Source organism: Streptomyces sp. NPDC043878, from assembly GCF_056435735.1.
The window spans coordinates 49,545-62,991 of sequence record NZ_JBWKDW010000030.1 but is presented as its reverse complement, the minus strand read 5'-3'; the positions used below and the strand labels follow the sequence as shown (position 1 = coordinate 62,991).

14 protein-coding genes and 1 pseudogene are annotated in these 13,447 nt (G+C 73.0%); 9 read left to right on the top strand and 6 right to left on the bottom strand.

Going from position 1 to position 13,447, the window contains the following annotated elements; translation table 11 throughout:
* Positions 1-76 precede the first annotated feature (76 nt).
* From AC07AZ_RS32485 to AC07AZ_RS32460, 6 genes are all read left to right on the top strand, one after another.
* Positions 77-814, top strand: coding sequence for a response regulator transcription factor (locus tag AC07AZ_RS32485; protein ID WP_478854225.1), 738 nt, complete (start codon positions 77-79; stop codon positions 812-814).
* Positions 801-2,891: a sensor histidine kinase gene (locus AC07AZ_RS32480; RefSeq protein ID WP_478854138.1), complete on the top strand. Its 2,091-nt coding sequence runs from the start codon at positions 801-803 to the stop codon at positions 2,889-2,891. Before AC07AZ_RS32485 ends, AC07AZ_RS32480 begins: the two co-directional genes overlap by 14 nt.
* Positions 2,892-3,046: 155 nt before the next feature.
* Entirely contained in the window at positions 3,047-3,451 is a 405-nt protein-coding gene (locus tag AC07AZ_RS32475) for a sortase-dependent protein (RefSeq protein WP_478854136.1), read from the top strand.
* A gap of 263 nt (positions 3,452-3,714) precedes the next feature.
* Positions 3,715-4,341, top strand: coding sequence for a class F sortase (locus AC07AZ_RS32470; protein ID WP_478854134.1), 627 nt, complete (start codon positions 3,715-3,717; stop codon positions 4,339-4,341).
* A gap of 140 nt (positions 4,342-4,481) precedes the next feature.
* The gene (locus AC07AZ_RS32465) at positions 4,482-6,203 is read left to right on the top strand and encodes a protein kinase domain-containing protein (RefSeq protein ID WP_478854132.1); all 1,722 of its coding nucleotides are present in this window, start codon (positions 4,482-4,484) and stop codon (positions 6,201-6,203) included.
* Positions 6,204-6,561: 358 nt separating this feature from the next.
* Complete coding sequence (locus AC07AZ_RS32460; protein WP_478854130.1) at positions 6,562-7,671, top strand: helix-turn-helix domain-containing protein; 1,110 nt, start codon at positions 6,562-6,564, stop codon at positions 7,669-7,671.
* Between the two features lie 63 nt (positions 7,672-7,734).
* Here AC07AZ_RS32460 and AC07AZ_RS32455 read toward each other — a convergent pair whose 3' ends face one another.
* From AC07AZ_RS32455 to AC07AZ_RS32440, 4 genes are read right to left on the bottom strand one after another with little or no spacing between them, the layout of a single operon-like run.
* On the bottom strand, positions 7,735-8,487 hold the full coding sequence (locus AC07AZ_RS32455) for a D-Ala-D-Ala carboxypeptidase family metallohydrolase (protein WP_478854128.1): 753 nt from the start codon (positions 8,485-8,487) through the stop codon (positions 7,735-7,737).
* Positions 8,488-8,522: 35 nt separating this feature from the next.
* Positions 8,523-8,945: a hypothetical protein gene (locus AC07AZ_RS32450; RefSeq protein WP_478854126.1), complete on the bottom strand. Its 423-nt coding sequence runs from the start codon at positions 8,943-8,945 to the stop codon at positions 8,523-8,525.
* 26 nt (positions 8,946-8,971) lie between these two features.
* Positions 8,972-9,367, bottom strand: coding sequence for a hypothetical protein (locus AC07AZ_RS32445; protein ID WP_478854124.1), 396 nt, complete (start codon positions 9,365-9,367; stop codon positions 8,972-8,974).
* 25 nt (positions 9,368-9,392) lie between these two features.
* A complete protein-coding gene (locus tag AC07AZ_RS32440) occupies positions 9,393-10,739 on the bottom strand; it encodes a GH25 family lysozyme (RefSeq protein WP_478854122.1) in 1,347 nt (448 codons plus the stop codon).
* Positions 10,740-10,961: 222 nt separating this feature from the next.
* Here AC07AZ_RS32440 and AC07AZ_RS32435 point away from each other — a divergent pair, with 222 nt between their 5' ends.
* Positions 10,962-11,276, top strand: coding sequence for a hypothetical protein (locus AC07AZ_RS32435; protein ID WP_478854120.1), 315 nt, complete (start codon positions 10,962-10,964; stop codon positions 11,274-11,276).
* Positions 11,277-11,601: 325 nt separating this feature from the next.
* Here the strand turns inward: AC07AZ_RS32435 and AC07AZ_RS32430 are convergent, their stop codons facing one another.
* Together AC07AZ_RS32430 and AC07AZ_RS32425 are read right to left on the bottom strand one after the other, a co-directional pair.
* Positions 11,602-11,958, bottom strand: coding sequence for a PRC-barrel domain-containing protein (locus AC07AZ_RS32430; RefSeq protein WP_478854118.1), 357 nt, complete (start codon positions 11,956-11,958; stop codon positions 11,602-11,604).
* A gap of 273 nt (positions 11,959-12,231) precedes the next feature.
* Positions 12,232-12,510 (bottom strand): hypothetical protein, encoded by a 279-nt coding sequence (locus AC07AZ_RS32425; protein WP_478854116.1) that lies wholly within the window; start codon positions 12,508-12,510, stop codon positions 12,232-12,234.
* Between the two features lie 158 nt (positions 12,511-12,668).
* Between AC07AZ_RS32425 and AC07AZ_RS32420 the strand changes: the two are divergent.
* Both AC07AZ_RS32420 and AC07AZ_RS32415 read left to right on the top strand, forming a co-directional pair.
* Positions 12,669-12,896, top strand: a pseudogene (locus AC07AZ_RS32420) (NmrA family NAD(P)-binding protein); the annotation flags it as partial.
* 68 nt (positions 12,897-12,964) lie between these two features.
* The gene (locus tag AC07AZ_RS32415) at positions 12,965-13,186 is read left to right on the top strand and encodes a cupin domain-containing protein (protein ID WP_478854227.1); all 222 of its coding nucleotides are present in this window, start codon (positions 12,965-12,967) and stop codon (positions 13,184-13,186) included.
* Positions 13,187-13,447 lie beyond the last annotated feature (261 nt).

Genomic DNA, 13,447 nt, shown 5'->3' with positions numbered 1-13,447 from the left:
TCCCGCCGCGGTGAGGCCAGTTACCGCTGCCCTCGAACGCGCGCTCGTTACGATCCTCGGTGTGGACGCAAACATCATGGTCGCCGAAGACGACGCGAAGCAGGCCGAACTGGTGCGCCGCTACCTGGAGCACGAGGGGCACAGCGTGACGGTCGTCGCGGACGGACGCGCCGCGCTGGAGGAGGTGCGGCGAAGAGCACCCGACCTGCTCGTCCTCGATGTGATGATGCCCCGCGCGGACGGCCTCGACGTGGTGCGGATACTGCGCGCCGAGGGCCGGGAGATGCCGGTGCTGATGCTGACGGCCCGCAGCACCGAGGACGATCTGCTGCTGGGGCTGGATCTCGGTGCGGACGACTACATGACCAAGCCGTTCAGCCCGCGCGAGCTGGTGGCCCGGGTACGGACCCTGCTGCGCCGCCACCGGCACGCCGCCGGCCCCGCCCCCACCGCGGGCCCCGCGGCCGTCGCAGCCGCCGAGGACGACGTGCTGACCGTCGGCACGCTCCGGGTGGACCCGGCCCGGCACGAGGTGTGGGTGGAGTCGGCTGCGGTGGTGTGCACGCCCGGTGAGTTCCGCATCCTCGCCGCGATGGCGGCGGAACCCGACCGCGTGTTCACCCGGCAGCGGCTGCTGGAGGAGCTGCACGGCTTCGACAAGTACATCAGCCGCCGCACCGTGGACGTGCACGTCATGCATCTCCGCAAGAAGATCGAACGCGCCCCGCGGCGCCCGGACCGGCTGCTCACCGTCTTCGGCGTCGGGTACAAGCTGACGGACCCGGCGAGGAACGTACGTCATGCGTCGTCGTGACCGGGGGACGCGGCTGCCGCTGCGAAGGAGCCTGCTGGGCCGGCTGCTGACCGTGTCGGCGCTGGTCGCCTCCTGCTCGGTGGCCGCCACCGCCTGGCTCGCCGTGCAGACGACGTCCGGCGCGATCCGCCAGGAGCAGGGGCAGAACCTCAGCGCCGACGCCACGATCTACAACACCCTGCTGGGGTACGCGGCCACCCATCCCGGCTGGGAGGGCGTCGACGCCACCGTGCGCGAACTGGCCCGGCAGTCCCAGCGGCGGATCGTGCTGACCACCCAGGACCGGCGGCCGCTCTCCGACTCCTCGGGCGCCGCCTCCCCGGACACCTCGTCCGCAGCGCCGCTGCCGCCCCAGGCGTCCGCGGTCGTCGACCCGCTCTCCGTCGACAGCGTGCTGGTGCCCGACACCGCCGCCGCCGGCACGGACCGGGTCGATCCGCGCGCCGTGGGACCGTTCCTGCTGCCGGCCAGGGAGCGGGCCCCGCTGCGGCGGTCCACCACGGAGAGCATCACCTGTCTGAACCGGGCCGGTATCGCTGCGGACATCGTCCAGAGCCCGAGCGGACGTCCACGCATCCAGTTCGTGAGCAACGACAACGACCGCATGATGGAGGAGAAGTGCCTGGCCGTCGGGGCGGCCGCCCCGACCCCGACCGAGCGGAAGGCCCTGCACGCCCTCAACCAGCTGGCCGACGCCTGCCTGAAACGTCAGGGCCGCAGGGGCGTACACCTGAACCTGGACCTGTCCTGGGACCGCGGCTACGGACAGGAAGCCCCGCGCGACCCGGGTTACGACTCGGCGCTGGATGTCGGGACCAAGCTGACCGCGGAGGAGGCGGCCCGGGTGAAGGCGGGCCTCGCGAAGCCGGGCGAGGAACGGGCGCTCGCGCAGAAGATGGCCGCGGACCGGGCGGCCGCCGCCGCCCACAGCAGCACCTACGACCGGGCCGTCGCCTCCTGCGTCGGCAGCGCCCGCCGCGAGCAGCTCACCGCCTATGTCGCCGCGCCCGCCCTGCTGTTCATCGACGATCCCGGTGCCGTCAGCGTGCCCGGTTTCGACCTCTCCCCCGGGAACACCGCGCGCATCGCCGGAGTCACGGCTCTCGTCCTGGCCCTGACCGTCGGCGCGTCGGTGATCGCCGGTGCCCGCCTCGTGCGCCCGCTGCACGCGCTCACGGGTGCCGCCCAGCGGATGCGGGACGGGCTGGGACCGGCGCCCGTACCGGTCGGCCCGGACAACGAGATCGGCCGGCTGACGGCCGCCTTCAACGACATGGCCGAGCACCGCGCCCGGCTGGAGGAGCAGCGCAAGGTGATGGTCAGCGACGTCGCCCACGAACTGCGGACCCCGCTGAGCAACATCCGGGGCTGGCTGGAGGCGGCACAGGACGGTCTGGCCGATCCGGACCCGGTGTTCGTCTCCTCGCTCCTGGAGGAGGCCGTGCAGCTCCAGCACATCATCGACGACCTCCAGGACCTGGGGGCGGCCGACGCGGGGGCCCTGCGCCTGCACCGGGAGCCCGTCCGCGTCGGCGACCTGCTCGGGCAGGTCGCCGCGGCACACCAGGCGCTGGCGGAGAGCGCGGGCGTCACCCTGTCGGTCGCCGCGGCACCCGCGGGTTCGCCCGCGCCGCCCCTGCTGGACGCCGACCCGGTGCGACTGCGCCAGGCCGTCAGCAACCTGGTCTCCAACGCCGTACGGCACACACCTCCCGGCGGCCGGGTGACCCTGCGCTCGTACGTCACGGACGCCACGGGCGCCGGGGCCTCCAGTGGCCCCACGGACCTCAAGGACCCTGCGGACCCCGCGAGTTCCGGACAGGTGGCCGTGGAGGTGGCCGACACCGGCAGCGGTATCCCGGCGGACGACCTGCCCCATGTGTTCGACCGCTTCTGGCGGGCGGAGAAGTCCCGTAACCGCAGCACCGGCGGCAGCGGCCTGGGCCTGGCGATCGTCCTCAAGCTCGCCGAGGCCCACGGCGGGACGGCGACGGTCACCAGCGTCGAGGGCCGGGGCTCCGTCTTCACCCTGCGCCTCCCGGCCCCACCGGCCGGCGAACCGGGCCCTGCCGCGTGAGGCCCCTCCGCTCCGGAACCGTGACGCCATGACGCCGCGGCCATGGCTTTCTGACAGCTTCTTCACAAGCGGTCTCCAGTGTGGGGCCAAGCCCGGAACCTGGTGCGGCTAGGCATCCAGGTACCACCAAGGCCGGGCTGGAACTGGAGCGATACATGTCCCGCCATCTCACCCTCCGTCTCGCCGTGCTGACCGCCGTCGCGGCCGGCGCGCTGGTCGTGCCGGCCTCCGCGGCCTTCGCCGACGACCCGAGCGCGGCGCCGTCCGCGTCCGCGAGCCGGCAGCAGACCGCCGCGCAGAAGGCAGCCGCCGACAAGCGGAAGGCCGAGGCCGCCAAGCGGGCCACGGACTCCAAGACCCTGTCGCCCGAGGAGCGCAAGAAGCAGGAGGCCGCCAAGGCGGGCGCCGGCGCCCCGCGCGGCGGCGTCGCCGCGGGTGAGGCGCCCGCGGACGACAGCAACGTCGTCCCGCTGGCCGGTTCGGCGGCCGGCGCCCTGCTGCTGGCCGGCGCCGGAACCCTCGTCCTGCGCCGTCGCTCGGCAGGGCACCGCAACGGCTGAGCCGGCCCGTCGAGCCGGGGGGGGGGGGGGGGGGGGGGGGGGGGGGGGGGGGGGGGGGGGGGGGGGGGGGGGGGGGGGCGGTGGGGGGGGGGGGGGGGGGCGGGGGGTGGTTGGCGCACCTCAACGAGGGTGGGCTCCCTTGGGGGTGGGGGACCCCCCCCCCCCCCCCCCCCCCCCCCTCTCCTCCCCCCCTCTCCCCCCCCCCCCCCCCCCCCCCCCCCCCCCCCACCGCTTCTTCACCCGGTCCTGCCCTGGAGCCCGTCTTGTCCCCTGCACCCCGTCCCGTACGGCGTCGTGGCACCCCGCCGGTGTCCGCCCGCCTCGCGCTCGTCGTCCCCGTGGTCCTCGCCGTACTCTCCGGCTGCTCGTCCGCCGCGCCCGCACCCGCCGCCGCTCCCGCCGCCGCCCTCGCCACCCCCTCCCCCGGCACCGCGCGGGCCGCGCGGGTGGCGGCGCCCGCCAAGGTCGCCATCCCCTCGATCGGGGTGAGCAGTTCGCTGCTGAGGCTCGGCCTCAACGCGGACAGAACCGTCGAGGTGCCGCCGTCCGACAAGGGGATGACGGCCGGCTGGTACACCGGGAGCGCGGTGCCCGGTCAGGCCGGTGCCGCCGTCATCATCGGCCACAACGACACCCGCTTCGGCAGGGCCGTGTTCCACGACCTCAGGAAGATCACCAAAGGCGCGGACATCACCGTCACCGACGAGCGGGGGAAGGCTTCGCACTTCACCGTCACGTCCACCGAGAGCGTCAGCAAGACCGCCTTCCCCACCCAGCGGGTCTACGGCTCCACCACCGACCACGCCCTCCGGCTGATCACCTGCGACGGCGACTTCGACGCCCAGGGCCACCCGGTGAACAACCTCATCGTGTACGCGACGCTGGAGTGACCCGCCGCCCCGCACGGAGGCCGGCGTGGAAGTGGGCGGCCGGAAGCGGCGGGAACCCGGGAACTCACGGCAGCGCTGGGTTAGCCTCGTCTCCTCTGCGTGACGAACTGGCGTACGACGTGTAGCACTTCGGGGGATTCGTGGCGGAACAGCGGCCGGTGCCACCGGAAGCGGCGGCGGGCGGGACCGCCGCACTGCGCCAGGCCGGCGCGTCTCCCCTGCACCCCGGTGACCCGGCCCAGGTCGGACCCTACGTGCCGCTGGCACTGCTCGGCAGCGGCGGTATGGGGCGGGTCTATCTGGCGCGTCCGGTGGACGACAGCCCCGGGCTGGTCGCGGTGAAGGTGATCAGGCCGGAGTACGCGGAGGACGCCAGGTTCCGGCACCGGTTCGAGCGTGAGGCGTCGGTGCACGCCCGGTTGCGCACCCCCCACACCCCCGGACTGTGCGGCACCGGGTTCCGGGACGCGCTGCTGTGGATGGCCACCGAGTACGTCCCGGGGATCGACCTCGCGGAGGCCGTACGCGAGGACGGCGCCCTGGACACGGCCACGGTCTGGCGGCTGACGGCGGAACTGGGGCGTGCGCTGGCCGGTCTCGCCGCGGCGGAGATCGTGCACCGGGACCTGAAGCCGTCCAACGTCCTGCTGTCCGTCCGGGGCGCCCATGTGATCGACTTCGGCATCTCGAAGGCGGTGGACGCGAGTTCGATCACCGGCACGGGCAACCGGGTCGGCACCCCGGCCTACATGTCTCCGGAGCACCTGCGCACGGGCCGGTCCGACACGGCGTCGGACGTGTTCTCGCTGGCCGGGACACTGGTCTACGCGGCGGCGGGACGCGCCCCCTTCGGCGACGGCACGGGGGTGGACGTGATGCACCGGGTGGCGTTCGAGGAACCCGATCCGGAGCTGCTCGGCCGGATCGCGGCGGCGGACCCGGCGCTGGGTTCGCTGCTGTCCGCCTGCCTGGCCAAGGATCCCGCGAGCCGGCCCGCTCCGCGGGACCTCGTCGAGGCGGCCGTGGCCCGGTCCGGGACGGCTGCCGGGACCGCCGGGTGGGCGGAGCCGCTGGGCGCCAGGGTGCTGGCCCGGCAGCGGGCGTACGAGGTGCTGTACCGCCTCCCCGTCGAGCGGAGGGCCCGTTCCCGCCCCGCGGACGCCCGGCCGGAGCCGGCCGCGCCGGAGCCGTTACCCGAGGTGGAGACCCCCGCCCGGACCCGGACCCGGCGGAGGAAGGCGGCTCTGGCCGTGGGCGCGGGCCTCGCCGCGTGTGCCGTGGCAGCCGGGGTGTTCACGCTCACCCGTCCGGACACCTCCGCCACCGCCCACCCCCCGGCGGCCGGCCGAAGGTCCCCGGCCGCCGTCGTGCCCGGCGACGCCGGCTCCCCGGCCGCGTCCGGCACCCCGCGGGACGCGTTCGTCGAGGGCACGTCCGGCAGAAACGTCCGCACCGGGACCGCCACCGATCACGCCCCGGCGCACCCCGGGGTCTCGAAGTCCGCACCCGGCGGCGCGGACGCCACCTCCCCCGCTCCCGGCACCCGCGCCACCGGTTCCCCCGACAGCGCCCCGCCGCCGAGCACCGCGGCCTCGGAGCCCGCCGCCACCCCGCCCTGGATCTCCGACTGCACCTACTACAAGGGCAAGGGACGCACACGCGAGGGGGACAGCGGCAAGCACGTGCTTCAGGCGCAGTGCATGCTGACCAAGCGCGGCTACAGCGTGGGCGGTTCCGGCGTGGACGGCGACTTCGGCCCCGGGACGACGTCCGCGGTCCGCGCCTTCCAGAGCGACAAGGGGCTGGACGCCGACGGCGTCGTGGGCCATGACACCTGGGACGCGCTGCGCGGTACGACCTGAACCTCCCGGGCTGGGCGGTGGGCGGTCGCCGGGACCGAGGCGTTCCGGGCCCGCGTCCGCACCGACCTCACGCAGGTCTTCGGCCTGCCGCGCGACGGCGCCCTCACCGCGCGGATCGCCGCCCGCTTCCCGCTGGCCGAGGCGGCCGCGCCACTGGAACCGGAACTGGCCGAGTCCTCCGCACGCACCACCCCGGCAAGATCATCCCGACACCCGACCCGGCGGATCGACGGACAGTCAAACACGGTCGTACAGCGAGGCGTTGATGACCAGGTTCCGGAAGTGAAAGGACACACACAAGTTCTTCTCAGCGGTGTAGCTTCTACCCGTCAGTAGAGGCTTGAGCAAGGGTGGATGCGTGGTTGCGTCTCCGCAAACCGAGAAGTTCGCCGCCTGTCTTCGGATGCTGAAGGACCGCAGTGGCCGGGGCTACGACCGCCTGGGCAAGGACGCGGGCGTCAGTGGTTCCAGTCTGCACCGGTACTGCTCCGGCCTCAGCGTCCCGGCGGACTACCGGGTGGTGCACGCCTTCGCGAAGGTGTGCGGCGCCAGTCCGGAGGAGCTCCGCGAACTGCACCGGCTGTGGGCACTGGCCGACACCGACCGGGACGTACCGGCCGCGACCGCCAAGCTGACCCCGGAACCGGAACCGGAACCGGCCCCGGACGTGGCCGCCGGCACGCGTGCGCACCCGGAGGAGCCTTCCGCACCCCTGCCGGCGGACCATGGACAGGCGGACGACGTCACCCCGCCGGAGACCGCCTCCGGCGAGACCGGCGAGCCCCGGCGGTCCCGGGTGTCCGCGAAGCTGTCCTCCCCCTTCGCGGTGCTGGCCGCCGTGGTCGCGGTGGTGCTGGTGGCCGGCTTCGTGTGGCTGCCGAGCGGGCGCACCCCCGCTGCCGCGCCGGCATCCCGCGAGGGACTGCTGTACTCCCCGGCGTGCAGAACGGTGAGCATGGGGCAGAACGACGAGTGCGTGCGCGAGGTCCAGAGGTTGCTGGTGCTGGCGAAGGGCAGGCTCGCCGTCGACGGGGACTTCGGGCCGGAGACCCTGCGCAGACTGACCGCGTTCCAGGTGCTGGCGGGTGTGACGGCCAGAAGCGTGGTCGACGACGCCACCAAGAAGGCGCTCTACGCGCGGAAGGTGAGTATGGCGACCTGGTCGCCGGACAGGGTGGCGCGGCGGATCCGTGAGGTGTTCACCGAAGACCCCCGCACCGCCGTGGCCGTCGCGCGCTGCGCGTCGTTCCTCGACCCGCTCTGGGTGCTGCCCAACACCAACGGCAGCCGCAACTGGGGCGTGTTCCAGATCTCCGACGCCCGTCTGCGGGAACTCGGCGGCACACCCCGGCGGGCGTTCGACCCGGACTGGAACATCCGGGCGGCCCACCGGCTGTGGAGCGCCCGCCGCGACTTCCACGACTGGCCCTCCTGCGAGGCGGCGCTGAAGGACGGCCCGAAGAGCTGACGCCCGGAGGTCCCGGGTACCGCCGCCGCGGCACCCGGGACCGGCTCCTGATCACCGAAGCCGTCAGACGGTGCCGTTCTCCCACCACCAGTCGCGGCCCAGGTCGGCCCGGCTGTCGACGTGCTGGTGGTCGACGGTGTACGTCTCAAGGCCGGAGAACCCGCAGGTCTCCGCCTTCTGGTAGACGGTCTTGTTGGCCACGCCGGGCACGTCGAGGTCGGCGGCGGTGCCGTACAGGTGCATGCTGTCGCTGGCTCCGCCGATGTCGGCGTTGTGCGCGATGCTGCGGAAGCCGGAGTTGACCGTGATCGGCTTGTCGCCCAGCTTCTTGCGCAGCGCCTCCAGCTTGTACATGCAGCGGCGGGCGTTCTCCTTCGCCGCCGCCGCGCTCACCTTGCCGCCGTTGAAGGTGCCGCTCGACTGGTCCACGAACTCGCTCCAGTTGAAGTGGACCGTGGAACCGTCCGACTGCTCCAGCGCGTTGAGCTTCGCCTGCGTGTTGGGTCCGACACTGCCGTCGGCCGTCAGACCGTACGCCGCCTGGAACCGGCGTACGGCAGCCGCCGTACCGGCGCCGAAGTCGCCGTCGATGCCGACCCGGCTGTGACCGGCGCTGTCCGCCGCCCAGCCGGCCACCCGGATCTGCAGCTCGGTCACGTCGGCGCCGGTGTCGCCCTGTCCCAGGGTGCGCGACCACGAGTAGGCCTGCGCGACACCGGAGAAGAGCAGCTGGCCGAAGGCGACACCGACGCCGGCGGCGAGCGTGCCACGCAGCATGGCGCGGCGGTTGACGGGAGCACGGAAGGAGGAGGTCATCGTCGTCCTTTCAGGAACGGTGGTGCGGGAGGAGGTCAGTAGGCGAGCTGGAACGTCACGTTCTGCGCGTCGATGTCATAGGCGTGCACGCGCAGGACGAAGTGCGTGCCGTCCTTGACGTCGGTGGCGACGGTTCCCCACTCGGTGCCGTGCGTGGTGTACGCGTCGCCGTTGTTGCACTTGGTGGTGTGGTCGGTGAACACCACACAGGCGTCCAGGTAGACCCCCGGGATGTCCGTGATGAGCCGCATGTTGATGTCGCCGCACCGCGAGGACGTGGTGTAGGTGCCGTACTCCTTGGCGGCTGCCTGGTAGTGGTACGTCAGCGTCTTGGCGCCGCCGTAGCAGCTGGTGGCGGCGGCCGGGGAGTGCGCGGAGGCGGAGGCGGGCGCGATGCCGGCGCCCAGCAGCGCGGCCGCGGCGAACAGGGCCGAGACGAACGTCCTGCTCCGGATCATGGTGGTCTCCGTTCGGGTGAGGGGGGTCAGAAGGCGATCTGCAGGGTGGCGGAGCTGCCCTCCAGGTCCACCCCGTTGGGCACCGTGAACCTGGTGCCGTCCAGGACGTCGGTGGCGATGGTCGTCCAGCTCCGGCCGACCCTGGTCCAGTGGTTGCAGACGCCGGTCTTCTCGAACTTCACGCAGGCGACGACGTACTCCGCGTCTCCGCCGGTCATGCGCATGTTGATGTCGGTGCAGCGGCTCGTGGTCCGGTACGGGCCGAAGTCGAGCACGTCCCCGTAGTGCACCGTCACCGCCCCGCCGTAGCAGCTCGTGGCGGCTGTGGCGGCCGAGGCGGGCACCGGAACGGTGAAGCCCAGCGCGACGAGCAGGGCGACGAGGGACGCGCGTGCCCATCGGGTGGTCAGGGGGGTGGTCATGGGGTCCTCCTCGGTCCGGCGGGGATCAGCGGTTGGCCAGACGGTCCAGATCGGCCTGGGTGCCGTTGAACACGTCGCCGGTCGCGGGTGCCTTGATGCCCGGGAACAGCGCGGAGTCGGTGTACTGCCACATCGCCCAGGTCGTCGACCCGGTCGGCACGGGCGGCTGGGTGATCGACTGGCGGTAGTCCGCGAGTTGCAGCGGATACCGGGCGAAGGCGGTGGTCGCGCCCAGGCAGTCGTCCAGGAAGGACTTCTGGGTGTAGATCATCGGCGTACGGCCGAACGCCGCCTCGACCCGGTCGAGCCAGACCTTGGCGTCGGCCACCGTGCCGTAGGTGGGGCAGCGGCCGCTGCCGTCGTCCATGCGCTCCAGGTCGAAGATCGGCGGCAGGTCGCCCGCCCGCTGCCCGGTGTAACCGGTCGCCCGCACCGCGGCGATGAACCGGTCGGCCTGCGCGGCACCCGTGTCGGCCGCCGTGCCCGTGTAGAAGTGGTACGGCGCGACGGCCAGGCCCGCCGCCCTGGCGCCCTGGAGGTCGCTGGTGAGGTATTCGTCGGTGACGTTCAGCCCCCGGGTGGCCTTGACCGTCGCGAACTCGACCCCCGAGGCCCGTACGGCCTTCCAGTCGATCGGCGCTCCGCCGGGGTGCTGGTACTTGGCCGTGTCCAGGCCGTCGATCGGGTAGCCGGCGGGACGCGGCGGCGTGCAGTACGTGTTCCGGCTGGACCAGTCCACCAGCTTCGCCCAGGTGTTGGGTCCCACGACGCCGTCGGCGCTGAGGTTGGCGCAGTTCTGCAGCTCGGCGACCCGGGCCTCGGTCCCGCCCCCGAAGTCGCCGTCGATCGTCAGCGGCGGATAGTGGAACGGCTCCATGGCGAGGTTCAGACGGCACTGCACCTCCTCGACCTCACTGCCCGTCGCACCCCGTTTCAGCGTCGGGCGCGTCCCGGTGTGGCCGCACACGGTCGCCTGCGCCGCGCTCGACGTGCCCTGGCTCGCGCAGGTGTGGGGTTGCGCGGCCCAGGTGTTCAGCGCCGCCCAGGTCTGCGGGCCGAGCACCCCGTCCACGCCCAGCCCGGCACACCGCTGGAACTCCTTGACCCGCGTCTCCGTCCCCGGCCCGAACGAGCCGTCCGCCGCGATCGGCGTGTAACGGCTCGGCTTCGTCGCCAGGTTGAGCTCGCACTGCGCCTCGACCGCCGGGTCACCCGTCGATCCCAGCTGCAGCGTGGGCTGTGCGCTGGTGTGCCCGCAGACCGCGACCGCGGTGGCAGCGGTCTCCGCCGCCTGCACCGCCGCGGGCCCGCACAGGGGCAGGACCGCTGCCACGGCGAGGGTCAGACCCCGCAGAAGCGTCCGTCGTCCCATCTGTGTTCCCCCTCATGTGAGTAGCCGGGAGCCCCGGCGCCGCTCATGCTGGCACCGCCCGCCCCGCGGCGGATCTCTCCGCCTCCGCTCTGGGACGCCGGGACAGTCCCACGCGTGTGACCTGCGGGGATGGACGACCGCTGAGATGGGGATGGGACGGGGAGGGGGAGGGGGAGCCGGGCCGAGCGGCTGAGGCTGCTCACACTCCGGTGGCGGACGGCGGTGGCGGAAGGCGTGGCGTGCCTGGTGGTCGTGTCGCTTCTCGAACAGGGGCACCTGAGTGCTCGGGCAGCGGACGTCGGGTGGGTATGGGCAGGGTCATTCGCCGAGCACCGGCCGCACCCTGCCCAGCAGCTCGTCGACTTCGACGAGGAGCACAGCCAGGAGTTCTCCCGCCTCACCGCCGGACTCCTCGACCGCCACGCCGACCGCTTCCCGGCTCTGACCCGGGCCATCGCCGACGGTTTCTACGCCCCCACCCGGATCGACCCGCTCGACTTGCCGTCGACCGCGTCCTCGACGGGGTCCAGTTGCTGATCGACCGGGCCGGGGACGCCCCCGGCCCGATGGACACCGGCACCATCCGGTGAGCGCCTGCCCCGAACGCGGGATCGCCCCGGACAGCCCACCGGACGGGTGCGCCTCCTGAACGGCCGCCAACTCGGCCCGGTGCGGGGCGCGATCCGCCTCCGGCAGCAGGGTCGACAGCCGTGAAGGGCGCGGGCACGGAGACGGAACACCTCGGACGCCTCGAAAGCCTGGTCCGTCGAGGCCCGCCCGAGCTTCGCCAGGATGCCCATGGCCTGTTCGACCGGGCAGGTCGAGCAGCGCCGTCCAGAAGCGTCATCCTGCCCAGGAGCGGTCAGCGGCGCGCCAGTTGCCGTTCGCCGGCCGTACCGGGCTGGTAGGCGAGTCCGTAGTGCTTGAAGATCGCTTCCTCCTGCTCGGCGGGCAGCACGTCGTCGGTGCCGATCGAGGGAGCCTGCCTCACCAGTGCTTTGGCGTAACACACCCTGAGATAGTCCGGCCCGGCGGTCGCGTCCGCCAAGGGGACGAAGACCAGCCGACGCCGCGTGGGCAGCCCGGCGCGAACCGTGGCCATGGCCGGCTCGTCCGTGGTGGTGTCCACGTACACCGCCTCCAGGACTCCGATCTTGTGCGACTGCGCATCCACGACGTCGCGGTCACGCCACTCTCGGACATCGGCTGTGTGAATCATGGCCCTTCCCTTCCGGACGGCTCGTCCGCCGGTGGTGAGTCGTACCCTCGGTCTTCCGCGCGGAGCCGCCGCAGGCCCCGCCGCGTCAAGGGGCGGCCCCACGACATCCTGACCCGCCGGGTCCCCCTCCACCGAGGTCTCGGCCCCCACCCCCCACCAGTCCTCCGGAAGCGTGGTGGTGCGCTGCACGGCATCCGCCCCTCCACGTTCGTCGCGCGCCCGGCGTGACGGGATGCCGCCCCGGAACCCTTGGACGCCAGGCCGGTTCGCCGGTCATTCACGGCGTTCATGGTCGCGACGGTCCTCGCGCCTCCAGCGCGCCCGGTTCTGGCGGCTGTAGCGGCGGTCCCAGCGGTCCTGACGGTCCCGGCGCTCCTGGTAGTCCCGGTAGCCCCCGAGATCGGAACCGTCGCCGCGGATCCAGCCTCCGCCGCGATCGCGGCCGTAGCGGGTGGCACCGAAGATCAAAACGGCGGCGGCCACCCACCAGAGGGGATGGAGAAAGCCGAGGCCTAACAGGACCACGATCGGGATGAGAAGCAGAACGAACACGGCGGGCCTCCCCGGAGCGGAACAACGCATCAGTGCCGGGGGCCGGGGCCTGTTCAAGGAGTCTAGCCCTACCCGGAGATTACGGACAGCGACATACGTCCACGACTTACGACGGAACCGGCCGAAGCGGATGACCACTTGGCATCGTCAAAGCCCTGGTGCGCGACTCCGATTCACCCCCCGCCAGGGCGCTGGGTGCGGCGGGAGCCGGCCTTGTCGTGGGCGACCTGGACGATCCGCCGTCGCTTCGCAGGGCGATGAGGGGCGTGCATGGCGTGTTCCTGGTGCCGACCATGATGGTCGGCCCCCGGATCAGTCCCGAAGGCGTGGTGGCCGAGGAGCGGCGGGGAAAGGCAGTGGCGGACCCTGCCGGGGAGTTGGGCAGCGGGCACCTGGTCTACAGCTCGCTCAACGGCGCGGACGCGCACTCCGGAATCCCGGACCCGGGAGCTTCATGTTCGTGCCCGTCGGATGCCCGCACGCATTCTCCAACCCCGGCGCCGAACCCGCCCGGATGCTGTTCCTCGTGTCCCCGGCCGGGCACGAGACCTACCTCCAGGAGCTCACCGACCTTCTGAGCGCCTCGGGGCCGCCGGATCAGGCCGGGATCGCGGCCCTACGGCTCCGCCACGACATCCACCAACTCACCCCGCTCGCCTCCCCGGCCGCAGACTGAGGCCGCATGGCTCACCGAACGTCAGCGCGGTGACCCGGGGCCGCGGCTTGCTCCCTTGGCCGGCGGTGGTCCTCGGTGAGAGGCCGGGCGAGCCGGAAGCGGGCGTGGCAACGATCAGGATGCGACTCCAGCGGTTGCGGCTCAGCCGCGTGGTCCCGCGCCGTGCGGTTGCGGCTCAGCCGCGTGGTCCCGCGCCGTGCGGTTGCGGCTCAGCCGCGTGGTCCCGCGCCGTGCGGTTGCGGCTCAGCCGCGTGGTCCCGT

Excerpts from the sequence above, each read along its gene's own strand:
- AC07AZ_RS32485 (WP_478854225.1), top strand. The coding sequence starts at position 77 with ATGGTCGCCGAAGACGACGCGAAGCAGGCCGAACTGGTGCGCCGCTAC.
- AC07AZ_RS32480 (WP_478854138.1), top strand. The coding sequence starts at position 801 with ATGCGTCGTCGTGACCGGGGGACGCGGCTGCCGCTGCGAAGGAGCCTG.
- AC07AZ_RS32475 (WP_478854136.1), top strand. The coding sequence starts at position 3,047 with ATGTCCCGCCATCTCACCCTCCGTCTCGCCGTGCTGACCGCCGTCGCG.
- AC07AZ_RS32455 (WP_478854128.1), bottom strand. The coding sequence starts at position 8,487 with ATGACCTCCTCCTTCCGTGCTCCCGTCAACCGCCGCGCCATGCTGCGT.
- AC07AZ_RS32450 (WP_478854126.1), bottom strand. The coding sequence starts at position 8,945 with ATGATCCGGAGCAGGACGTTCGTCTCGGCCCTGTTCGCCGCGGCCGCG.
- AC07AZ_RS32445 (WP_478854124.1), bottom strand. The coding sequence starts at position 9,367 with ATGACCACCCCCCTGACCACCCGATGGGCACGCGCGTCCCTCGTCGCC.
- AC07AZ_RS32440 (WP_478854122.1), bottom strand. The coding sequence starts at position 10,739 with ATGGGACGACGGACGCTTCTGCGGGGTCTGACCCTCGCCGTGGCAGCG.
- AC07AZ_RS32430 (WP_478854118.1), bottom strand. The coding sequence starts at position 11,958 with ATGATTCACACAGCCGATGTCCGAGAGTGGCGTGACCGCGACGTCGTG.
- AC07AZ_RS32415 (WP_478854227.1), top strand. The coding sequence starts at position 12,965 with ATGTTCGTGCCCGTCGGATGCCCGCACGCATTCTCCAACCCCGGCGCC.